This window comes from Paenibacillus baekrokdamisoli (assembly GCF_003945345.1).
GTDB lineage: Bacteria > Bacillota > Bacilli > Paenibacillales > Paenibacillaceae > Paenibacillus_Z > Paenibacillus_Z baekrokdamisoli.
Window position 1 is genome coordinate 5,189,004 of sequence record NZ_AP019308.1, and the last position, 22,799, is coordinate 5,211,802.

The window sequence follows — 22,799 nt, forward strand, 5'->3', positions numbered from 1 at the left end:
TGATTGAAGATGTTCCATTTATGTGGCTTCTTTCGGCCTTCGGGGCCTATGATAATCATACTTAACGGCAAGTTTTTATCATTCCGAATGAACCTTTTTAGCAAAATGAGCCAATATCCGTTGTAAGACCCGAATGGAGGCCGGCCCTATGATGGACTTAGACTTAAACCCGTGGCTTATCCGGATGAGCCAGGGCGATGAACATGCATTTCAAGTCGTTTACGAATCAACGCGCGTTCATGCTTACAGATTGATCGGTTATCTCGCTCCCGACAAGCAAGATATTGGAGATATTATGAGCGAAGTCTATTTCGAACTGTATAGAAGTCTGCATAAGTATGATTCGGAACAAAATTTCGCTCCATGGTTTAACGGTTTGATCGTCAGGCAAGTACGAAGCTGGAAGCGAAAGGGATGGCGCCTTTATCGCATCGCGGAAAAGTTGAGATCCAACACTTCCAAATCTTCCGGTAATGCTGCAGAGTTGCGATTGATGGCTCTGAGCGATCGATTGGACTTGCTTCCGATCCTGCAGACCCTATCGCTCAAATTTAAGGAGGTTGTCGTCCTCCGTTACTATCAGGATTGCTCCCTCGAGGAAATTGCCGAATTGTTGAAGATTCCGTTAGGCACAGTAAAATCTAGGCATCATCATGCGCTTAAGCATTTACGCCGTCGACTCGATCAAAAGGGTTTGCGAAAGGAGGGTGATGGCTTTGTCTATTGAGCGTCAATTGGTCAAGGAGTTCGAACAAGACTCCCAGAATAGGAAGTGCCCTCCCGATCTGGATACCCGAATTACGGCGGAATACAGGCAGCAGGTGATGCAACAAAGGGGAAAGCCATTCATGCCGAGAAAATGGAAAATGCCGAAAGTCGTCTTGATTGCCATAATCGTAATGATCGTATGCGGATTCGCATACACGGGTAGTAAATTACTGTTTACAGATAAGAACGGGAATGCCACTGTTAACGTTCATAGCAACCAACAACTGAAATTAGAGAAAGATGCCCTGGAGAGAGTGCGCCTTACGTTAAAGGAAGTCAAATCCCAGCTGGGACCCGGCGAGACTGCAGTCGTATATGTATCCGATTTCGACTTCTATGGCAGTTGGTTAGGCGCGTTTAATCCCGTTACCCTATCCGAGATTGAACAATGGAAAACAAAATTAAAGGAGCACGAAGTAGAGGAAAAGCTTCCTGATTCGCTCCTGGGATCGTTTGATTTCGTGGAAGGAATGGAAGGCGATCCGTTCTTCCCAGCCCTTGGCACCGATGCCATAAGTGTATGGGAGGGCATGAAAGCGGAGAGCAAGAAGACGGGGAGTAAGACTTTGTGGCGCAAAACAATCGGTTCATCCATCAAGCCGACATCTCCCTATACTTCAGTATTCCGAAATTCAAATCAAGATTCGATATATTTGACGTGGGATATTGTGAACGGTCCTACAGTTAAATTCGAGATGATGACCCCGCCCAATACTTCCTATGAGGAACTTGACATCAATGGGCTTAAGGCACACTATACGAAAGATGAACAATCCCTGTACGGAGACAGCAACATCAATCAAGACGTGATGTGGATTAAAGAAAGTGGAGGGAAGACTATTGTATATCACGTAAGGTCAGATTCTCTTGATATGACCAAAGAACAATTGGTTGAAGCTGCAAAGAGCTTGTTATAAGCATTCAGATTTGGGGGTTGTAACAGGCTATGATCAATTGACCTGTTGCAGCCCTTTTTGCGCCTCTTTGCAATCAACGGCGTTATTCTCGCTAGGCTCTGTATTCAAAATCAATACACTGCTTTGTGCCTTTAGTGTTTCAGTGAAAGGTATTGAACGGGCAGGATACTTAAATTGCACTGGGATCGAATGATTACAAAATATTCTTGTAATGAAAACAATCATTTGTTATCTTTGTTTTTAGGAGAATTACGGAAGGAGATTCAAACTCTATGCCAGCAGCTTTGTAATGGATACGTATCATGAGGCATTCTTTCTTTTGGGTATTTTTTAACCAAGGGATTAGTTTGTCCATTTGATCCATTACAAGGATGCAACGTATGGAGTGTTATAAGCCATCGATGCAGTTACCTACGTGGTGTCTGCATTTTTTTGAGCTCATTTTCTCCTATAACCTCACTATTTTGTTTCCTTCCACACTGAGGAGGAACTAATATGAATCTAGGAATAGAATCGTCCGGTTATTCAACAATTTGCAACTATCAGAAAAATGAATTACTAAGAAAAAGTTTCAATGAATTAGCAATTAAGGTATTTGGTATTGATTTTGAAGACTGGTACCAACAGGGGTACTGGGATGAGAATTACGTTTGCCACTCAATTGTTAAAGATAAAAAAGTAATTTCTAACGTTTCGATAAGTAAAATGAACTTGATGATAAGCGGGGAAAACAAAAGTGCAATTCAAATAGGGACTGTCATGACGCACCCCGATTTTAGAGGAAAAGGATTATCAAGGCAATTAATGAATCACGTATTAGAAACCTATCAAGATGAGTGTGAAGTTTTTTATTTGTTTGCGAACGACAGCGTTCACCACTTTTATCCTAAATTCGGATTCATTGCGATGTCCGAATCTCACTTTAGCATGAAAGTTTCTTCCCACTCACTTGTTGATAACGGACTTCGAAAGCTCAATTGTGCCTATAAAAAAGATCAAGAACTTCTTAAAAGAATCCTTCAATCGCGCTCGCCAATTTCGAATCAATTTGGGATTAGTAATAACCAAGGTATTTTCATGTTCTATGCCCTGAATGTTTTTCCAGACGATATTTACTTTTTTGAAGAGTATGACGCTATTATTGTCTATCAGAATGAAGGGGATATTCTTCAATTGTATGATGTAGTGAGTCAACACAAAGTCGATTTTACTGATTTACTCTCTCATATCAGCAACATTAATACCGAAACGATCCATTTTCATTTCACTCCGGATCGATTTGCAGAAAAAGTGAATTATGAACCAAAGAAACAGAGTGACTTACTATTTATCAAGTCAAAGAATGATTGGAACATGAAAACCGCATTCTGTGCTCCTATGTTGTCGCATGCCTAGGAATATTAAACGTACGACAAAAGGCTACCGAGATCTCGGTAGCCTTTTCAACTAGTCATAATTCTACAGGAACAGAACAAGAGCAGGAAGTCCTCCAATGAGGGGATCCGGCTCTTCTTCACGTTGTCAAAAACCATAAGGAGGCTTAATTGGTTCGACCTTCTCCGTATGTGTTTTCACTGACCGCATATTGTCTCCGTGTTGACTTCGGGTACTTTGGATACATAGCGATGGAACTTAAAGAGCCATGTGCCATGTACGCCCAGCCCTTGTACGACGGGACTTCTCGGCTGTTACTCGGGTCCGGTGCCGATGGGGGCGTCAGGGTAGGAAATCCAATCGCTCCAGCTGTCGGATTTACCATGAGAATGCTCGGAACTCGTACGATATTGCTAAACTATTGACCACTTCATCTTTTCATACAGGAATGTTACTAGTTCGCTGATCTGCATTCGTTGCTGTTCCATCGAATCCCTGAAACGCACCGTGACTTGACCATCCGTTTCCGATTCAAAGTCATACGTAATACAGAAAGGAGTACCTATTTCATCATGACGGCGGTACCGTTTTCCGATTGATCCTGTATCGTCGTAGTCCATCATGAAATGCTGCGCCAAATTGTGGAAAATTGTTTGAGCACCGTCCGACAGTTTTTTAGAAAGGGGAAATACAGCCGCCTTATAAGGTGCTAGTGCGGGATGAAAGTGAAATACGTTACGCCGATCTCCTCCCTCTAGCTCTTGTTCCTCATATGCATCAATCAGGAATGCAAGTGTGACACGATCAGCTCCCAGCGAAGGCTCAATACAGTAAGGAATGAAACGTTCATTTGAATTCGGGTCTAAATAGGTGAAGTCCTCACCGGAATGCTCCATATGCTGTTTCAAGTCATAGTCCGTTCGATCCGCAATACCCCATAATTCTCCCCAGCCAAACGGAAATTTATATTCAATATCGGTTGTCGCATTGCTGTAGTGTGAGAGTTCATCTTCAGAATGATCTCGAAGGCGTATAGATTCTTCCTTCATACCAAGGGCGAGGAGCCAGTCGCGGCAATAGTTGCGCCAATACATAAACCACTCCATATCTTCGCCTGGTTTACAGAAAAACTCTAGTTCCATCTGCTCGAACTCACGGGTTCGGAATGTGAAGTTCCCCGGGGTGATTTCATTTCGAAAGCTTTTTCCTATCTGTCCGATGCCAAAGGGAAGTTTTTTGCGCATCGTGCGCTGAACATTTTTGAAATTGACGAAAATGCCTTGTGCCGTTTCGGGACGAAGATAAATCTCATTTGCGCTCGAGGCAGTAACACCTTGGTGTGTTTTAAACATGAGATTAAACTGGCGAATGTCCGTATAATCAAAAGCGCCGCAATCCGGACAAACAATATGATGTTCCGTTATTAAATGCATCATTTGATCGAACGACAATCCGTCGACAACCAGCTCAATGCCCTTGTCGGCCAGCGCGTTTTCGATGATTTTATCTGCCCGGTGACGGGATTTGCACTGTTTGCAATCAACCATAGGGTCATTGAAATTACCGACATGGCCCGAAGCTACCCATGCCTGAGGATTCATCAAAATTGCCGCATCAAGACCGACATTATAAGGTTGCTGTTGGATGAACATTTTCCACCAAGCTCGTTTCACATTATTTTTGAGCTCTACGCCTAAAGGACCATAATCCCAAGTATTTGCGAGCCCCCCGTATATTTCCGAACCCCCGAACACAAATCCCCTATGTTTCGCAATTCCAACAATCTGATCCATTGTCACCTTACTCATCACTCATCTTCTCCTCTTTGGATATCGATTCAGCAATGTCCGGGAAAGTAAAAAAGCTCTCGTCCCCGAACAAGCAAATAGCCTGTCCGGGGACGAGAGCTTGAGCTCCCGCGGTTCCACCCCAGTTGGCATACAATAATGTATGCCCACCTTATTATTATTGGCTCAGGATTGCCTTTTCTATGGCGGTTTGTCTGAGCTCACACTATCCCCAGATCGCTGAATTCAAATGATGCCACATACTATTAGTCCGTCATAGCCCTAAGTATTTTTACTATTTATGGTAACAAAAATAAATTCCTGAGTCAATGTAAAACGGGGTATCCCCTGTGGCTGGTTTAATGCGAACGGAACGCCAACAAAAGGCCAGGTAAAGTGAGGTAGCACCTGGAAGGGTGGATGGGCCGAGGAAGGCTGCAACATTGTTGTTTGCAGCCTGTTGGCGGTTATTTACAACAAAATGATATGATTCAGGCTTCCTTCGGTCATTATTTTTTGACAACTGCTACCCATAATTCATTTTTGTTTTCTTCTGGCGGCAAATAACACTCAATGGCGGGCAAATAAGCAAGGTCATAGCCTGAGGCCGGAATCCACTCTGTGTACAAGCGTTTCCATATCTCCCCGATACCTTCTGGCCCTCCTTCCGCTTCGAATACTGCAAATGAATGCCATCATTCATTGATTACAGAAACAAAAAGAAGGGCATTCTACTAAATAAAAAGTAGACTCTTCTTTTTTTGTTGGTTAATAATAAGATCGATACATAATTGGTTAATGAAAAACATAAATCATTAAGGTAATGATATTGAATAAACATAAATTGTAGTTTAGAATGGAGGTAAGGAAAGGGTGAATATTATGAGTTTAGCTATTTATGATGCTACCAAAACCCAAATTCAAACGGCGTTCGAACACAAAAATGAACCTATCCTCGAAAAAGAAACACATTTCATCTTTGACAAACTACTCACAGTTTTTATTACTATGTCTTCCGATAAAGTGAAGTCTATAAAGATGGATGCTAACGTTTTGTCCATTATTAAACCTGCATACTTGTTTTCTCCCGAACATCACGCTAACTTATTGAACTGGCTTGCTCGTTTAATCGATATTAAAATGCCTTTATCTGATCTAGATTTCGGTAAGTTAAAAATTGATTTTGAGCATTGGTACTACGAACTAGGTGGAACAGAAATTCAATTTGAATATCATGATTCCTATTTACTTACTCCAGCAGAAGCCGCCGATGCTCTTGGTGTCTCTACTGTAACTATTCACAAATACGCAAAACAAGGTATGGAAATGGTAGAGAACAGTAAACACAAGAAATATCCTAAATATGTTGTCGAAATCATGAAAAATGCAAACTACTCGTTTTTGATGCGTATCAATTATCAAAATCAAAAAATACGTAATCAAACACCCAAAGAACGTCTAAAGGAAGTCAACGCAGCAATAACAGAATTTCAAGTACTGTATGGAACAATGCATTGCAAGGATCAGTTTGGGGAATATGATGACAGCATGGATGATCCAACCGATTATTACCGTTGGAAAGATCTCGAAGAAGAGCAAGCTGAGTTGTTCAAGTTGATTGGGGGCAGAAACTCTCAGTGACTCAACAAAGAACCCTTCCCACTCAACTTTTACCAGCTAATTTGGGAAACATTTTTAGAAAATATGAGAAATGGATTGAAGTGTACCAAAATTTTCGCGATAAAAATTCTGCACACGGCGATTTTTTCAAATCCCCGAAGCGAATTGAAATCATTTTCCCTTTAAAAGAACATCCTGTTCATGGTATTACGGGATTACATGTAATTGAAAGATACGATGATCATGGTTATGTGAGAGAATATCAGTACATGTGGAAAGTTATTGTACCAAAAATAGGCGTTCAGCTCAATCATATTTCCTCTTGGGGAAATGAACCACATAACGCCCCAGGCACAAATCCAAAGTTTATTACAGATACTGAACCTCACCACCATCATCATGTTCCTGGAGATCGTAGCCAAAGAAAAGAAAATTGGGATGTACATACACTTGAGCAGGCATTTGAATTTATCATCCCTTTTCTTGAATTAGGTGATCCATACCCAGTAAGCAACTCTTAATGAGATGCTTTCTTTTTTGCTATTGGTAAAAAATAAACCGTCACCAATTATACTTTTGTTGACCTTTCGTTGATTCTGTAATGCTAATAGAATTATTGTTGATTCATTTTGATCATAAGATATGGTAACCGTGGCAAGTAACTTGTAGAAGATAGCTCTCGCGCTCTTCGTTTTATACATCGTATGGGAGCATGGATCGATCCAACCAGCTCTGTAAATATTTTCACCGCACCTTGGTTGATTCTGTGTTGATTCCGAACACGCCAAAAACACCACCGAAGAAATTGAGCTTCATGGCGGTGTTTTCGTCATTTACATACTGCTATTCACCTTCAGCCTCCACTCTCCCCCCCACCGCCACCACATTTTCCTCATTCGAAATCCAGTCGCTCCAGCTTCTTATCCCCCCACGAACCCCTATGCTCGAATAGTTCCAAAACAAAAAAGTAGGGGTTCGGAGCAGCGCGGCGGGAATGTTTCGGAGGATATGCCAGCGCCCATGTATAACGACCTCCCTTGGCTACGCTTGGGAGGACTTAGGGAGCAAGAAGCCCGTGGAGGACGGGTCTGACAAAACAATATGGTTTGAGCCAAGGCTAGTCATACCCCTGTGGCTGGGTCAAGCCGAACGGATCGCCGACAAAAAGCCAAGTGAAGCAAGGTGGCACCCCAAAGGGTGGATGGGCTGGGTTGTGGACGGAGCTTGTTTGCAAGTTGTTGAATGGTTGTTGGCAAGCCGCTTGCAAGCCGGTCTACATTGAACTATCGTACCCGTTAACAACTAAGGGGCTACCATGTGGTTTACCATGTGGTAGCCCCTTAGTTTCCTGTTATTCAACTAGTTCTTTCTAAGTTTGTAATAATTGTATTTCCTATTTTCAATCTCAATTTCGTTTTGAAATTCAAAACCACATTTTTGTATCACTTTATTCGATGGAAGGTTACGTAGCTGAGCGATAGCAATGAGTTCCTCGACATTGGTATTATCAAACAAATACTTAATTAATCCTTTTGCGGCTTGAGTCGAGTAACCCTTGTTCCTGTGGTCGGTTGAGATGCCATAAAAAATCTCTCTATTTGGCGGTGATACTTTATCTAATATTCCTGTACCGCAAACACCGATAAACTCACCAGAATCTTTGGATATTATACCCAATCGCAAACGTAGTTCTCCAATATCTCCATCTTTTAATACAGCATTTAAAAATCGTTTATTATCTGGTATTTCGTAGTTTTTGATCCAGTCTTCCCTTTGTTCTTTGGATACATTCCAATCCATTAAAAATTCATAAAAGTGAGGTTGCCAGGTAATGTTCTGTAGTTCGTCTAGATCCTCAACCTGATACTCCCTCAAAATTATATCTCTACACTCAATTGTAAAGATGTTTTTGCTCATATCTTGTGAATTGCTCATTGATATCCTCCTATTTTATAGAAGGAATACAAAGCAGTTAATGGGAAGGCATATCACAAAAATGCAGGAAACCACAAGGATTCACCACATCATGTGATTAAAGACACACTATGCTTTGTATCCTTGTAATAGTGAAAATTCATATACATATCAACCATTACAAAGTTACTGGCATAGTGTTAATCCACCTTCCAAATATATCCTAACAAATTGTAGCAAAATCTAAGATTATATTCAATGAAAAACAAAGAATCGTTCAACTAATCTACCCGTTGGCGTAAAGGTGTTTCTTCAAATATGTTGAAAGTTCCTTGTCCGCTTGGATTTCCAGATTTTATAATTATGATATATGAAAGGTTCATTGCCGCCAACCTTTGGTGGCTTTTTTGCACTCAGTGTTTGAGAGGAGCGATTTATATGCCCACGGCAACAGCAACTCGCGAACGATTAACTTCCGCCGCGATTACCTTAAATTACCATTTTGTTGACTCCATGTTGAATGAGTACTTTTGGCTGTTGAGTTGTCGACTTGGGTTGATCGATTCCATATGACAGCCCGCACACAAAGGCCGGCAACTGCTTCAAGCGCGGTAACTGCATACATGGCAACGAGCAGATGCTCGATTCGAAGCCTCATGAAAGTCTTTTCATTGGGTCAGCGTTGACTCCTTGTTGACTTTGGAACCTCTGAGCCCAACGAAAAGAAGTACATCGCCACATAAGCGATGTACCCCGAGTCACATACTATATGTCCGCTTAAGCCTTCTCTTCGTCCCCCACCGCAACCAGATTCCCGCTATCAGAACTCCAATCGCTCCAGCGGTCGTATGTCCCATGCCCTTTCGATCTCAGCAACATTCGAGTCTCTACTCAGTATCAAAATAATTGATGATTCCTTTGGTCAGAGTTATTCTTTACGATCAGGCATCAGGTCCATCATGCCGCTCGTATGACAGTGTGGACATGTAACATAGCGAGCATTGCGCTATCGAAACATGTGACGACATTGTCGGACTTCCAACTGGATGTTCGTTTCCAAAGACTCACGCCCTGACTACTGCACCTGTAAAGACTCTATCCTAGGAAAATGGGTGCTGCCTCTGAATTGCTGGGCTCCTCGAACATCGTATCCATAACCTTAACATTGGAACCATCAGCATCTCTCATATGTGTGCTGCTTAAGCCTTTAAAGACCAGTATGCAGAGGGTTAAGAAGATGACGTATAAGATCAACGAAATAAAGCTTGATGCGAACAGTAGGGCTCCAGAGACTTCGTCGGCACGCGCCACTACTCGGTTTAAGATATTAGTGGCAATCATAAAAATAAGCAGGGGAATGGATAGGCCTTGAATCCATTGGCCAGTCTTCCGAAGAGCAGCTGTCCGCTGATAATGGCTGCCGATCAGTTGGTAGGTAGAGGGAAGGCCGTAGAAGCTATAGAACGGAATCATCATGCAAGCAAGGGCTGACCCGGGTGTACGCGGGTATTGAAGGTACAGCCGATTTAGGTCCATATGTACTCTATAAACCCAAATTAAGTAAATAGTCATAATGATATAATAAAGTACAACCGAAACAATATCGACGAAACCATAAATAGAATAGAAATATTTGATGAATAAATCCGCGTCAATCATGTATACCGAAGAGCAGATGAGATCGACGGCTGCCATCGCCACAAGCGCGTATAGCAAAAATTTAAGTACAAACGAGATGAGTTCAGATTTCAATTTCAACGTATCTTCACGCTCCGATTCAGAGTTAGGGTAGTTGCTTCAAGTAGGAGATCGCTTCTTCCAAGGTGGATACCGGAACAACTTGAAGACGTAAATGTAGATCCTTAGCGACTTGCTTCGCCTCTTCTTCATTGCTGAGTCCTTCATACATAAATGTTTCTTGATCCTTAGGCACCAAGAAAATATCGGTCCGCTGGGCTTCTGCCGTCCGCAGCTTGTCGCGAATGGCTCCGACGGAACCGACCGACTTGTCCTCCTCGAGCGTTCCGGTACCCGCAATCGATATTTTCCCACCTCTAGAAAAGTCTTCTCCGCTTTCTTCCTCATACAAGCCGATGCCAAGCATTAACCCGATCGAATCTCCGTAATAGTCCGCGGTTTCTTCAATTAGCGTATTCTGCCTGGCTTCCAGTTGATGCACGGTGCCCCGCTGAACAGAGATCTCCGCCGCCAAATCTACTGCATGCCGGATGGTATCGTTTTTCATATCTTCTTCAATGTCCAGCATATTCTCAAAAGCGTCTTTGGCGGAGGCTTCCGCTCGTGTGAACTCTGCATCGGGGAAGGAGCGGCTAACTGAAAACTTCTCGTATCGATTGCGGGTGACTCCTTCACGCACGTACACGAAGTGAACGCTGCCATTCACGCCGATCTCTTGAACAGGCACGAGCTTGCCAAGGGCCGAGAAACTATAATACTGAGGCAGATAACAATAGAGAGCGGCCGATATAGGGAGTAGTAGAAGCACAATGGCAATGATCCATTGGCCCCCCAATTTAATTCTTCTTATAGAAGAATTAGCTTTTATGTGTTCCAGAATCATCATCCGTTCTTATATGCATGACTTATGCAGTTCATTCCAATCGTTGGAAAACGATCAATAGTCATAGAAATGTAAACTAAAACCCGGAAAATCCCTTGACTTTTTGGAATCACCCCGATAATCACGAAGAATACCTTTTCTACTGGGTATACCTTCGAGATAATAGGTGATTTTCGTGAAACAAACCCTTGAAAATCCACGATTTCGTAAGCTTTCACAAGGCGAATGCGCGGGAGCGCCGGTCTTGCGATCACTTTGGGAAAAGTTCGACTTTTCTTTGCTCTTGATGCAAGCTGGGATATTCAAACGAAGCGGAGCTCCTTCATGGATGCTTTGCTTTATGTACATCATCGGATTGATCTCTGGATGCTCATCGGTTGTACAAATGAGCGAACTGGCTGGGAAAGATGCTCTACTTGAACTCATGTTTAAACCCTACAAACTCGCACAATACACGCTCAGCCGGTTCTTCACAGTTCCCCATGCATGGCTGACGTTTGGGAAAAAACGGGTTGCCAGGCTTCAGGAAGAACGGGAAACCGCGCTTCAAGAAGGCGATATTATTAATCTCGACGATACACATAGCGCCCATCCCTATGCAAAGAAACTGCCATTCCTGTGCTGGCTCAGGGACTCTTCATCCAAATCCTATAGCTGGTGCATGAACCTCGTTGTCCTTCAGGCCGTGCTCCGAAACGGACTCGAATATCCGTTGTTCTACCGCGTTTGGCGCAAAATGTCTGACGAGGAAACCGGCTTGACCAAGTTTGATTTAGCCAGACAAATGCTGCTCATGCTTCGCGAGTCGGTCACTTGCCGCCTCTGGGTAGCGATGGACCGATGGTATTTATGCAAAGACTTTTTCGTTTTCTTGCAAGAGCATTCCTTTGACTGGGTAACTAAAGCTAAGCGCAATACTGCACTGCATCGAAAGATTACAGTCCCCGGACGTCGTGATCGGTATGTACCTGTTACGGCGCGACAGCTTATTCAGGATACATACAAGCGCTTATCTACATCCAGCAAGAAGGGAATCTTCGCCATTTCAGTATCTGATATTTATATGAAAATACCTTATCTTGCTGAAGGGCGGAAAGGGCAACTTGTAACGAAACAACGCTTCGTTCCCCTTGCTGCCGTTGTCGCTATGCGGCTTAAAGAAGACGAGGAAAGCGTTGATGTGAAGGAAGATTCACCAGATGAACCGGCAACCTACAAAGGAGCCTACTTGATCATTAGCAACCGACATGATGCGCCAGATAAGGCGCTTGAAGTGTACGGAAAGCGTTGGCGTATAGAGGTGTTTTTCCGCGCGGCCAAACAAGAACTTGGCTTTGAAAAGTGCCACTCTACATCCGAAGCACATCAGCACGCGCACATGGAGTTACTTTTTGCTGCGGAGACGCTACTTGCCTATGCGTTATGGCAAGTAAACAAAGAAAAAACGAGTGATGAGAGCCACACCCACGGCGAAATGGTTCGCGGTCTCTTCCACACTCGTTGCCAGGTTCGCACAAGAAACCACAAGGGTTTAAAGCGAATCTACATCGATTTTGACATAGAGGCACGCCGTTTTGCAAGCCTTATTTCCGCATATTGGCCCAAAAATCTCTCCATGACCATGTGGCCGGTGCATTCAAGCATAGATTCTCACAATTACCGATTAATCTCATGAACTGCATAAGTCATGTTATATGCTGAAATAAAACAGTTTTTGATAACATTCGATAGAAAAGGTTGAATTTCCTTAAATAGGTATAAATTAATATTATTTTAATATCCATAATTTGGAGTAGCAGGCTTGAACTCGGTTTATACGAGTCTTGGGAATATCGTCGGACCTATCATTGCGGGATTCCTATCGATATTGATATTAATTTCCCTTATATCGCGGCCGCCCTCATTCTATTGCTCTGTTATGGTTTATCTGTAAGGGCTCGAAGAGTTTAGAGAGTACCCGTTTCCTAATGCCTTCATCTTAAAGACGCTCTTTGACGAGCGTCTTTTTTCTGGTACCAGTAATCATGAGCATGATAGCAAAACAACTATACGAAACGGATACGCAATGTTCAGGCCAAAGTCGGGAATGCCTCCCCCTCCAAAGACGGTTTCCCGTTATATCCATTTAATGTAAATTATAAACTTGTCCAGAGCACCCAATAATTTTCTTACCCCTCACCCCTTAACTATCTTGAAAAAAATGGATATATTGTCCATAATATTAATTAGAATTATATCGCATTAACAGTGAGGGGAACTTATGAAAACAATGAAATGGCTTATGTCTATCTGTCTATTCTTTGCACTTACGACGCAAGTATCCGCAAAAGAGATTGTCAAAACCCCTCCACCACTTACTATGCAGATTGACGGCACTACATTAACCGTCACCCCAATTCTAAAGGACGGAACGGTCTTCATCCCCCTTCGAGGGGTTATGGAGCATATGGGTGCCAAGGTGAGTCTGTTCGGTAAAAAGATCCTTGTTGAACGCGCAGGAACTCATATTGTTATGCAGCCGGGCGAAACGAGTGTAAGTATTAATGATCAGCTAGTGTCGGTTACGACACCCCCCATTGTAATGAAGGGAAGCACCTATGTGCCGCTCCGATTTGTCGGTAACGCGCTTGGGTACGAGGTGTTGTATCTGCCTTCGACCAATCAAGTTGTGCTTCGCACTGCTGGGAACCAAGCCGTAATCTACGGTTATGTAGAGAACCTGGATGGTGAAGGTATTCAGCAGGGCGTTGTGCTGCTGGAGGATATTTCTGCTGGCATAACCTATGAAACTCCGGTGCGTAATGGATTTTATCGTATCAACGTAGCACCCAAGGCGTATCGGTTCTCAGGTTATCGCGACTTTTCATCTGATGGTGCTCAAAAGGTCAATCAACAAGAGTCTTTTGAGGTATCTGAAGGTCAAACTGTGTTTTATAAGCTCACTCCTTCTCAATCGGGATTGAAAGTCACACTGAATGATCCGACTGGCAAGCCACTTGCCAAAGCGACTGCGACCTTCTCCACCTCTCACGGGGCGGTCAATGTGAACATTCGCGGTGGCGTTGGTTACCTCGATTTCTATGAGCCAGGCTCTTATATCTTTAATTATCTGACCAATGAAAAGGGGACCGTTGCCGATTACGATATCTATCACCCCTTTACGATTAATGAGGCGGGAACTGCCACGTCTCTTGATATCATTGCGCATCTACCTAACATCAAGGGCCAGGCAGCAGGGGAATCCCCTTCCGTCTACGGTAATGTTGAGATTTGTTCAAAGGACGAGAGCAGGCCTTGCTTCGTACAAGGTGCCCCGGGTGGTGCATTCTCCTTTTATCTGCCGGATGGGGAGTATAAGTGGGACAATTACTATGATTCTTCAACCCGCCAGCACTTCGATGTCAAAATGGAAATCTCCGTAAAGAATGAACAAGTGCAATCGAACCTTCAATGGACGAAACCGATCATTAATATTCATGGTACTGCGAGTTCTAATGAGGGGGGACCTCTGTCTGGTGGTTATATAAACTTTTATGGTGCAGGCAAGGAATACTCCGCTTGGGTAGATAAGGGTAACTTTAATTGTTATGTTCCTGACGGCACCTATAGAGTCAGCTATGATCAATTCTTCGACGCTTACTTTAGCGTGACGCTGAGTCAGTTCGTTACGGTTGTTGATGGTAAGCTAAACATATCACCTGAGCTTCTATTTTTTCTATCTTAGGCTGGAAATCGAATGCACTATCTGTACTTTACCAGACCGGAAATTCCCTCGTTCCGAGAGCTCGTGAGGCAGTTAAAAGAGCCGAAAAATCAGGCGTGGCGTAACTTTATTGGCGTACCCAATATTTCGGTTCATAGTAGCCTGAGCACTTTCCGCACCAAGGTTAGCGTTGAATTGTTTTACGACATCCTTTTCGACCTCATTACCCAAGCTCTGAAACTCAAGGATTTTCTCTTACCAACGCTTACGGGCATCGATTCCAGACCGGTATGGGCCAGCGTCAACGAGTATAAGCACAAACGCTGCGATTGCCCGGATCAAAGCACTTGCACGTGCGAGAAAACCTATTCGGATCCAGATGCCACTTGCGACGTGCAAAGAACGAAAGCGAACCAGAACAAGTTTTTCATTGGTTACCGCAAACATTCCATTGTAGCCCAAGCCCCAAAGGACCCATAGTCTTGTTTTCGATACTTTAACCACTATAGAATCGCGCATTTTTACCGAGGAGGGATCAAATTCCGATGAATTTAGCCGTCAAATTGCTGCGAGAATTCAAAGACCGCGATACCCGGCATAAGCTGAAAGGCTATCGGGACAAGGTCGAGCTCATCAGGGAACGTAATTTGGAAGCATGGGACGATCAGCAGCTGCAAGCGGAATCCCTCCGGCTGAAAGAGGCAGCAAAATCGGGTACGCCTTTGGACGGGCTGCTTGTCGATGCCTATGCGCTAGTCTGCGAGGCAGCGAAGAGAACACTGGGATTGCAGCCCTACGATGTCCAGATCATGGCTGCCATCGCTCTGCACGAGGGATCTTTGATCGAGCAGCATACCGGCGAAGGAAAAACGCTCTCTGCTGTTATGCCTGCTTATCTACATGCGCTAACCGACGAAGGCGTTCATGTGCTGACTTTTAACGATTATTTGGCAAATCGGGATGCGGATTGGATGAGCCTGATCTATCGTTTCCTCGGGTTAACAGTAAGTGCGGTTCAAGTGGGCATGAGCTTGTCCGAGAAACGGGAAGCATACGCCGCCGATATAACCTATGTTACGGCCAAAGAGGCGGGATTCGATTATTTACGCGACACGATCGTTCTAGACGAAGTCGATACCGTGCATCGTCCTTTCCACTACGTCATTGTCGACGAAGCGGATTCACTGCTTCTCGACGAAGCGCGGGTGCCGCTAGTCATCGCCGGCGAGCCAGGCTCCTCCGGCAACGACGGCATTCGTTTCGCAGCAGTGGCCCAGCAGCTCGAGCAAGATGAGGATTACGACTTTGATGAGTTCAAGCGCAACGTTTATCTAAATGAAGCGGGCTCAGCGAAAGCGGAATCGCTACTGGGATGCGGCAATTTGTACGAAAGCCATAATAGTCATTTGTTAATAACGTTAAATTGCGCGCTGCATGCTGAATTGTTATTGAAAAAAGACGTCGATTACATCGTCCGGGACGGTAAAATCGAACTGATCGACGAATATACCGGCCGCGTGGCGGAGAACAGGTATTTGCCGGACGGGCTGCAAGCCGCGCTTTCGGCCAAAGAAGGGCTGCAGTCGAAAGCCGGCGGGAAAATTCTCGGTACGATCACCCTTCAACACTTTCTTAGCCTATATCCAAAGATTTGCGGAATGACGGCTACCGCGCACGCTTCTGCAATGGAATTCGAAGATATTTATACGTTGCAGGTCGTGCAAATTCCACCGAACCGGCCAAACATACGGATCGACCATCCGCACCGGATTTATACCCATAAAGAAGCCAAACGTAAGGCGCTTGTACAAGAAATCTTGTCCGTCCATTCAACGGGACGTCCGATTCTCATTGGTACGTCAAGCGTCGAGGAGTCTGACATGCTGGCGGAGGCGCTAGCGGTTGCCAGCGTACCTTGCCATGTTCTGAATGCGAAAAACGACGCAAAAGAAGCCGAGATCATCGCCAAAGCGGGAGAAATCGGCGCCGTGACGGTGTCAACGAATATGGCGGGACGCGGCGTCGACATTCGGCTCGGCGGCGGCAGCCCCACGCAAGCAGAAGCTGTCACCAAGCTGGGCGGGTTGTACGTGATTGGCACGCATATGCACCAAAGCGTGCGGATCGACAACCAGCTGCGCGGACGATCCGGCCGCCAAGGCGACCCGGGAGCTTCCGTATTTTTCGTAAGCTTGGAAGACGAGTTGATGCTTAGGTTCGGCATCGATAAAGCGATACGCGGTCTTAAGCAGGATGAGGCTCTCGGAGAGTCGGTGCTCCACAGCAAAATTGCGCATATTCAGCGCGTTATGATGGGCCAAAACTTCCATATCCGCCAGGAACTGAACTGTTATTCGGATATGGTGGAGGAACAGAGGCGTATGCTATACGAGGAAAGGCTCGGGATCTTGAAAGGCGAGACGCCGATGAGCCCTTCGGAGCAGCGGGTTCGGCTTTATTATATCGACAAGTTCTGGGCTGACCATCTGACATACGTTTCTTACATTCGCGAAGGCATCCATTTGACGAGCCTTGTTAACCGCAATCCGATCGACGAATTTCATGCGCAAATCATCCAAGCGTACGAGCAAATTCCGGCTAAAATAAATAGAGAGTCGGCGAATATGCTCGTAAAGCTCGGAGGCTCGAATGATCCGGCGATGTGGGAAAAGTTCGGACTGAAGAACCCTACTTCCACTTGGACTTATATCATCAACGATCAATACATGCAATACTTGCAGAATCCCGGTTCATGGACCCCAGGGACGATAATCGCTTATTGGATGCGCAAGATTTTGAGGCCGATATTCGGGTGGTCAAAATTTTGATGCAGCGTAGCTTTATCGAGGATGATCACGTTGTCGCCGATTTGCTGAACTAAATAACGTTTTATGTTGACAGCCACCTTCTTAATCTAAGTTTGTTGATTTTAATATTCATTAGGGCCGAACAACATCGTCACTGTGGTGATGCGTTCGGCCCTCACTCTGTCTGTACAGGGCAATGATGGATATGAACGAACATTCGGTTTGACCCGTTCTGTAAGTACTTTTTATGATCGGTTGTTGACTCCGTTTTGACTTCGACGATTCCGAGCTAAACTCAAAGAAGTACATCGCCACACGAGCGATGTACTCCAAGTCGCTCCAGCTTCTTACTCCCCCACGAATCTCTATGCTTCGAGGGTTCCGAGACAGACAGGTGGGGTTAGGAGCAACACTCCGGGAATGCCTCGGAGGATATGCCAGCGCCCATGTGCAACGACCTCCCTTGGCTACGCTTGGGAGGACTTAGGGAGCAAGAAGCCCGTGGAGGACGGGGCTGACAAAACAATATGGTTTGAGCCAAGGCTAGTCATACCCCTGTGGCTGGGTCAAGCTGAACGGATCGCCGACAAAAGGCCAAGTGAAGCAAGGTAGCACCCGGAGGGTGGATGGGCTGGGTTGTGGACGGAGCTTGTTTGCAAGTTGTTGAATGGTTGTTGGCAAGCCGCTTGCAAGCCGGTCCACATTGAACTATCGCACCCGTTAACAACTAAGGGGCTACCATGTGGCAACCCCGTAGTTTCCTGTTATTCAACTAGTTCTTTCTAAGTTTGTAATAATTGTATTTCCTATTTTCAATCTCAATTTCGTTTTGAAATTCAAAACCACATTTTTGTATCACTTTATTCGATGGAAGGTTACGTAGCTGAGCGATAGCAATGAGTTCCTCGACATTGGTATTATCAAACAAATACTTAATTAATCCTTTTGCGGCTTGAGTCGAGTAACCCTTGTTCCTGTGGTCGGTTGAGATGCCATAAAAAATCTCTCTATTTGGCGGTGATACTTTATCTAATATTCCTGTACCGCAAACACCGATAAACTCACCAGAATCTTTGGATATTATGCCCAATCGCAAACGTAGTTCTCCAATATCTCCATCTTTTAATACAGCATTTAAAAATCGTTTATTATCTGGTATTTCGTAGTTTTTGATCCAGTCTTCCCTTTGTTCTTTGGATACATTCCAATCCATTAAAAATTCATAAAAGTGAGGTTGCCAGGTAATGTTCTGTAGTTCGTCTAGATCCTCAACCTGATACTCCCTCAAAATTATATCTCTACACTCAATTGTAAAGATGTTTTTGCTCATATCTTGTGAATTGCTCATTGATATCCTCCTATTGTATAGAAGGAATACAAAGCAGTTAATGGGAAGGCATATCACAAAAATGCAGGAAACCACAAGGATTCACCACATCATGTGATTAAAGACACACTATGCTTTGTATCCTTGTAATAGTGAAAATTCATATACATATCAACCATTACAAAGTTACTGGCATAGTGTTAATCCCCCTTCCAAATATATCCTAACAAATTGTAGCAAAATCTAAGATTATATTCAATGAAAAACAAAGAATCGTTCAACTAATCTACCCGTTGGCGTAAAGGTGTTTCTTCAAATATGTTGAAAGTTCCTTGTCCGCTTGGATTTCCAGATTTTATAATTACGATATATGAAAGGTTCATTGCCGCCAACCTTTGGTGGCTTTTTTGCACTCAGTGTTTGAGAGGAGCAATTCATATGCCAATTGTAACAGCAACACATGAAAGGTTGACTTCTACCGCGCCTCACATCACCATTGTTGATTCCGTGTTGATTATACACATCAGGTTTCCGACTTGTTGATTAACTCAGTTAAGGCAAAAAATATCTACGTTTGTCACCCGTGTAGAAGATGCTCCTCGACCCTTTGTGTACGTACACAGGAATGTAAAGGCATGTAAGTATTTTCAGCGACCGAGTGTTGACTCCTTGTTGACTTTAAGCATAAAAAATACAGAGCATCGAAGGCCACACCTCCGATGCTCTGTATCATAAATTCACATACTACTATAGGTCTTGCTGTTCCTTCTCTTCCCCCACCGCCACCGGATTCCCCTCATACGAAATCCAATCGCTCCAGCTCCCAATATACAGCTTTACGTTCTTGAAACCCGCTTCCGTCAGCGCCAATATATTGGGGCAAGCAGTGACGCCTGCACCACAATAAACGATGATTTCTTGGTCCGCTGGGATGTCCCGGAAACGCTCCCGCTGATGGCTAGCACCAAGGAACACGCCGCTAGGAGAGCCTTCCTCCCAATAATGATTGATCGCACCGGGGATATGGCCAGCCTTGGCGTATTTGCTTGTATCCTTGCCCGTATAGCGCTCTGGCACCCGCGAGTCGATTAACACCCTGCCGGCTTGACCGATTCCGTTCTTTACCTCGCTCATTGCAGCCAGCAGGCTCTCATTAAATCGATTCACAAACCGTTTAGCAGCACGCTGTGGAAGCTCTGCGTCGACCGGATAACCTGCTGCCTCCCACTCCGAGAAGCCGCCCGATAGCAGCCTTACCCGTTCATGTCCGGCGTACTTCAGCATCCACCAAAGCCGTGAAGCGATGCTGCCTCCCTGATCGTCATAGACAATGACATTCGTGTGTTCATCAATGCCAGCTTGCCCCAGCTTATCAGCGAACAAGTCCGGATGAGGCAGCGGATGGCCTCCTCCATGGATCATCTTCGGACCAGATAAGTCCGTATTCAGATCAAAAAAGACAGCTCCCGGAATATGGCCTAGCAAATAAGCATTGTAGCCCGCCGCTGGCTCGCCTAGAACGAAGCGAACATCTGCAATGACGGTGTTAGGGTCCTTAAGCTGCTGGAACGCCTCGGATGCGGTAATCAAATTAGACATTGTCGTTCCCTCCGATAGGCAGAATAAGCTCGGTAATATAGTTGTCGCTAACTGTGGTACTCCATGGATCAATAATATACCTCTCGTATGAAGCCCCCTGCAGTCGGATTTCTTTACGCTCCGCCCACTCTTGAACCTCGCTGTATGTTTCCCCGATCGTCCGGTAATCCCCTCTGTGCACAACACTGATTGCCTGGAATCCCCCCACTTCGGTCGTAAGCGCGGCATTTGACTCATCTTCGATGACAGCCGTGTAGCAATCCACACCCGTAAATGTATGATCCACACGTTGGCTGAAGTCATCGAAGAACAGCATGAAAGGCCCATAGGCAAACACATTATGCCGGTGGCAGAGCGCGACGAAAATATTACTGTAGAGGACCTCAATGTCGGCCGCTTGATGATTCTGGATTTCGTAGCGGAACTTCATTGTTCGATAGAGGGGAAAGCTAGCAACCTCGATTTTCCTGTCCTCCTGGGACTCTGCGAGAAGCGTTTCGCCTTGTTTCAGGAGCCGCTTCCATTCCTGAATGGCAAAATGCTTCTTCTGAAGCTCTGCCATCTGCTTCTCGACGATCAGCAATTCCTTAGCCATGTAGTCTTCTAGTACATCAAAGTTCGGACGCTCAAGCATACGACTAATGTCTTCCAGCTTAAAGCCGAGCTGCTTATAATATTTAATGAGGGGGATTTTCCGCATGCCTTCTTTAGAATAATAACGATAGTTGGTTTCCGGTGATATCCGGTCCGGTACTAGCAAGGCGATATCATCATAATAACGCAGCGTTCGGATCGGTATATTACACAGCTTCGACACTTCCCCGATGGTATACCATTCCATACGCCGCCCATCCCTCTCCAGACCATCCTTTATTACAAGAGGCCCTTGATGGCCTCCTTCATTCGTAATAGCTCAGGATCGACTAACCTCTCCCGCTTATTCTCACTTCCGAAACCAACAGCTATCTCTTCCTTCACAACACCGGGCCTAGAGGACAGCACGTAAATCCGGTCTGACAGGAAGATTGCCTCTTCTATATCATGCGTGATAAAAAGAATCGTAACGTCAAGCGCCTCCTGAACCTCCAGCAGCCAGGCTTGCATACTGCCCTTGGTAATCGAATCCAGCGCGCCGAAAGGCTCATCCAGCAGCATGATTTCTCCAGATGACAGGAAGGTGCGCAAAAAGCTCGCACGCTGCTTCATACCCCCGGACAGCTGGCTTGGGTAGCAGTGCTCATATCCTCTTAACCCCACACGATCTATTAACGAATCGGCCTTCGCACGCGATGCTTTCTTATCAGAACCCTTCAAGTCCAAAGGCAGCACAATATTGTCGAGCACGGTCTTCCACGGCAGCAGCAAGTCCTTCTGCTGCATATAGCCGATCTCCCCATTTACTTGCAGCGTCCCTTTGTCGGCAGGAACCAGCCCAGTAATAATATTGAAAAGCGTGCTCTTCCCGGAACCGCTCGGCCCCAGTACGGACACGAATTCTCCCTTGCGTATTTCTAAGGAGACATCCTTTAATACCTCAGAGGGGCCGTAAGATTTACTAATATGATCCAGACGGATCAAGGTTTCATCCTCGAGAGTCCCTTGCGCAGCCTTTCCCAACAGTGTGTGCATGGTTAACCTCCGCTACTTCCAGTGGGTCGTTTTTTTGGCGATAAAGTTGATGAGAGAAATAAATACAACGCTAATAATAACGATGACGAGAATAGCTGCGAATACCTTATCGAGCGCATATGCATTTTTGGTACGCACCATATAAACACCGATGCCCTTCGTTCCACCCTGCCATTCACCGATAATCGCCGCCATAATCATATACGTAGCTGCAATCTTAAGGCCCGAGAAGAAATTTACCATCGCATAAGGGAGCTTCAAATGTACGAAGGTCTGCAGCTTCGATGCCTTGTACGAATGAAACAGATTGAGATAATCCTTATCCACCTTCTCGAACCCATCCACCAAGCTAATGCAGATTGGAAAAAAGCACACCATAACGATGATGAGGATTTTCGGCAAAAGACCGAAGCCAAACCAGACGATAAGCAGCGGAGTAATGGCGATGGTTGGAATCGTCTGAGAGACGATAAGAATCGGGTACAGCGACTTTTTGACAATCGTGAAGCTGTCCATGAGAATGCCGAGTATGAACGCTAGCGCGATGGACAGTGTAAAACCGAGCATCGATTCGTACATAGTAATTCCGACGTGGCCAGCTATTGCGCCGAAATCGCCGATAAAAGCATCCACGGTATCCAAAGGCGAAGGCAGAATGTACAAGGGTACATGGCCCAAAGTTACGATCAGCTGCCACAGGACCACAACGAAGAGAAGGGTGAGTATCGGATACAGCCGTTGGTCCATCTTTTTGATTCTGTCCATGGTAGTCA

General features: G+C 45.0%; 22 protein-coding genes and 2 pseudogenes. 11 read left to right on the top strand and 13 right to left on the bottom strand.

All coding sequences use genetic code 11. The annotated features are described in order from the left end of the window. The first annotated feature begins 148 nt into the window (after positions 1–148). The 4 genes from EKN16_RS22760 (at position 149) to EKN16_RS22775 (ending at position 3,484) form a co-directional block, all read left to right on the top strand. Positions 149–727 (top strand): sigma-70 family RNA polymerase sigma factor, encoded by a 579-nt coding sequence (locus tag EKN16_RS22760; protein ID WP_125662616.1) that lies wholly within the window; start codon positions 149–151, stop codon positions 725–727. Beyond that, on the top strand, positions 717–1,685 hold the full coding sequence (locus tag EKN16_RS22765) for a hypothetical protein (RefSeq protein WP_125662619.1): 969 nt from the start codon (positions 717–719) through the stop codon (positions 1,683–1,685). The genes EKN16_RS22760 and EKN16_RS22765 overlap by 11 nt, the downstream gene beginning before the upstream one ends. 495 nt (positions 1,686–2,180) lie before the next feature. Then, positions 2,181–3,080: a GNAT family N-acetyltransferase gene (locus EKN16_RS22770; RefSeq protein ID WP_125662622.1), complete on the top strand. Its 900-nt coding sequence runs from the start codon at positions 2,181–2,183 to the stop codon at positions 3,078–3,080. Between the two features lie 149 nt (positions 3,081–3,229). After that, on the top strand, positions 3,230–3,484 hold the full coding sequence (locus EKN16_RS22775) for a hypothetical protein (RefSeq protein ID WP_125662625.1): 255 nt from the start codon (positions 3,230–3,232) through the stop codon (positions 3,482–3,484). Here EKN16_RS22775 and EKN16_RS22780 read toward each other — a convergent pair. From EKN16_RS22780 to EKN16_RS22785, 3 genes and pseudogenes are all read right to left on the bottom strand, one after another. Continuing rightward, positions 3,473–4,867: a glycine--tRNA ligase gene (locus EKN16_RS22780; RefSeq protein WP_125662628.1), complete on the bottom strand. Its 1,395-nt coding sequence runs from the start codon at positions 4,865–4,867 to the stop codon at positions 3,473–3,475. The genes EKN16_RS22775 and EKN16_RS22780 overlap by 12 nt on opposite strands. Beyond that, positions 4,860–5,003 (bottom strand): hypothetical protein, encoded by a 144-nt coding sequence (locus EKN16_RS32430; protein WP_164522951.1) that lies wholly within the window; start codon positions 5,001–5,003, stop codon positions 4,860–4,862. The genes EKN16_RS22780 and EKN16_RS32430 overlap by 8 nt, the downstream gene beginning before the upstream one ends. 352 nt (positions 5,004–5,355) lie before the next feature. After that, positions 5,356–5,526: pseudogene (locus EKN16_RS22785) on the bottom strand (GyrI-like domain-containing protein); the annotation flags it as partial. Between the two features lie 202 nt (positions 5,527–5,728). Here EKN16_RS22785 and EKN16_RS22790 point away from each other — a divergent pair. From EKN16_RS22790 to EKN16_RS22800, 3 genes are all read left to right on the top strand, one after another. Beyond that, positions 5,729–6,487 (top strand): MerR family transcriptional regulator, encoded by a 759-nt coding sequence (locus EKN16_RS22790; RefSeq protein ID WP_164523112.1) that lies wholly within the window; start codon positions 5,729–5,731, stop codon positions 6,485–6,487. Then, the gene (locus EKN16_RS22795; protein WP_125662634.1) at positions 6,484–6,987 is read left to right on the top strand and encodes a toxin-antitoxin system TumE family protein; all 504 of its coding nucleotides are present in this window, start codon (positions 6,484–6,486) and stop codon (positions 6,985–6,987) included. The genes EKN16_RS22790 and EKN16_RS22795 overlap by 4 nt, the downstream gene beginning before the upstream one ends. Before the next feature lie 554 nt (positions 6,988–7,541). Further along, entirely contained in the window at positions 7,542–7,748 is a 207-nt protein-coding gene (locus tag EKN16_RS22800) for a hypothetical protein (protein ID WP_125662637.1), read from the top strand. 77 nt (positions 7,749–7,825) lie between these two features. Here EKN16_RS22800 and EKN16_RS22805 read toward each other — a convergent pair whose 3' ends face one another. The 4 genes from EKN16_RS22805 to EKN16_RS22815 form a co-directional block, all read right to left on the bottom strand. Continuing rightward, the gene (locus tag EKN16_RS22805; RefSeq protein ID WP_232015948.1) at positions 7,826–8,401 is read right to left on the bottom strand and encodes a GNAT family N-acetyltransferase; all 576 of its coding nucleotides are present in this window, start codon (positions 8,399–8,401) and stop codon (positions 7,826–7,828) included. A gap of 463 nt (positions 8,402–8,864) precedes the next feature. Beyond that, positions 8,865–9,038 (bottom strand): hypothetical protein, encoded by a 174-nt coding sequence (locus EKN16_RS32435; protein ID WP_164522952.1) that lies wholly within the window; start codon positions 9,036–9,038, stop codon positions 8,865–8,867. Positions 9,039–9,475: 437 nt separating this feature from the next. Then, positions 9,476–10,138: a hypothetical protein gene (locus EKN16_RS22810; protein WP_125662640.1), complete on the bottom strand. Its 663-nt coding sequence runs from the start codon at positions 10,136–10,138 to the stop codon at positions 9,476–9,478. A gap of 25 nt (positions 10,139–10,163) precedes the next feature. Further along, entirely contained in the window at positions 10,164–10,913 is a 750-nt protein-coding gene (locus EKN16_RS22815; RefSeq protein WP_183530817.1) for a hypothetical protein, read from the bottom strand. A gap of 223 nt (positions 10,914–11,136) precedes the next feature. Here EKN16_RS22815 and EKN16_RS33815 point away from each other — a divergent pair, with 223 nt between their 5' ends. The 3 genes and pseudogenes from EKN16_RS33815 (at position 11,137) to EKN16_RS22830 (ending at position 14,685) form a co-directional block, all read left to right on the top strand. Beyond that, positions 11,137–12,636 carry a transposase gene (locus EKN16_RS33815; RefSeq protein ID WP_375782107.1) on the top strand — a complete coding sequence of 500 codons (1,500 nt, stop codon included), beginning with the start codon at positions 11,137–11,139 and terminating at the stop codon, positions 12,634–12,636. Between the two features lie 117 nt (positions 12,637–12,753). Continuing rightward, a pseudogene (locus EKN16_RS33200) lies at positions 12,754–12,911 on the top strand (MFS transporter); the annotation flags it as partial. 310 nt (positions 12,912–13,221) lie between these two features. Next, on the top strand, positions 13,222–14,685 hold the full coding sequence (locus tag EKN16_RS22830) for a copper amine oxidase N-terminal domain-containing protein (RefSeq protein WP_125662646.1): 1,464 nt from the start codon (positions 13,222–13,224) through the stop codon (positions 14,683–14,685). A gap of 234 nt (positions 14,686–14,919) precedes the next feature. On the opposite strand, the gene EKN16_RS33205 is transcribed toward EKN16_RS22830, so the two are convergent. Further along, the gene (locus EKN16_RS33205) at positions 14,920–15,183 is read right to left on the bottom strand and encodes a hypothetical protein (RefSeq protein WP_232015951.1); all 264 of its coding nucleotides are present in this window, start codon (positions 15,181–15,183) and stop codon (positions 14,920–14,922) included. Positions 15,184–15,209: 26 nt separating this feature from the next. Between EKN16_RS33205 and secA2 the strand changes: the two genes are divergently transcribed. Further along, complete coding sequence (gene secA2, locus EKN16_RS22840) at positions 15,210–17,492, top strand: accessory Sec system translocase SecA2 (RefSeq protein ID WP_125662652.1); 2,283 nt, start codon at positions 15,210–15,212, stop codon at positions 17,490–17,492. Positions 17,493–18,243: 751 nt separating this feature from the next. Here secA2 and EKN16_RS22845 read toward each other — a convergent pair. The 5 genes from EKN16_RS22845 to EKN16_RS22865 all read right to left on the bottom strand — a co-directional run bounded on the left by EKN16_RS22845 (position 18,244) and on the right by EKN16_RS22865 (position 22,791). Then, the gene (locus EKN16_RS22845) at positions 18,244–18,819 is read right to left on the bottom strand and encodes a GNAT family N-acetyltransferase (protein WP_232015948.1); all 576 of its coding nucleotides are present in this window, start codon (positions 18,817–18,819) and stop codon (positions 18,244–18,246) included. Between the two features lie 726 nt (positions 18,820–19,545). After that, a complete protein-coding gene (locus tag EKN16_RS22850) occupies positions 19,546–20,397 on the bottom strand; it encodes a sulfurtransferase (RefSeq protein ID WP_125662655.1) in 852 nt (283 codons plus the stop codon). After that, positions 20,390–21,238 carry a MerR family transcriptional regulator gene (locus EKN16_RS22855; protein WP_125662658.1) on the bottom strand — a complete coding sequence of 283 codons (849 nt, stop codon included), beginning with the start codon at positions 21,236–21,238 and terminating at the stop codon, positions 20,390–20,392. The genes EKN16_RS22850 and EKN16_RS22855 overlap by 8 nt, the downstream gene beginning before the upstream one ends. Before the next feature lie 32 nt (positions 21,239–21,270). Continuing rightward, complete coding sequence (locus EKN16_RS22860; protein ID WP_125662661.1) at positions 21,271–22,026, bottom strand: ABC transporter ATP-binding protein; 756 nt, start codon at positions 22,024–22,026, stop codon at positions 21,271–21,273. Between the two features lie 12 nt (positions 22,027–22,038). Continuing rightward, complete coding sequence (locus tag EKN16_RS22865; protein ID WP_125662664.1) at positions 22,039–22,791, bottom strand: ABC transporter permease; 753 nt, start codon at positions 22,789–22,791, stop codon at positions 22,039–22,041. Between the last annotated feature and the right edge of the window lie 8 nt (positions 22,792–22,799).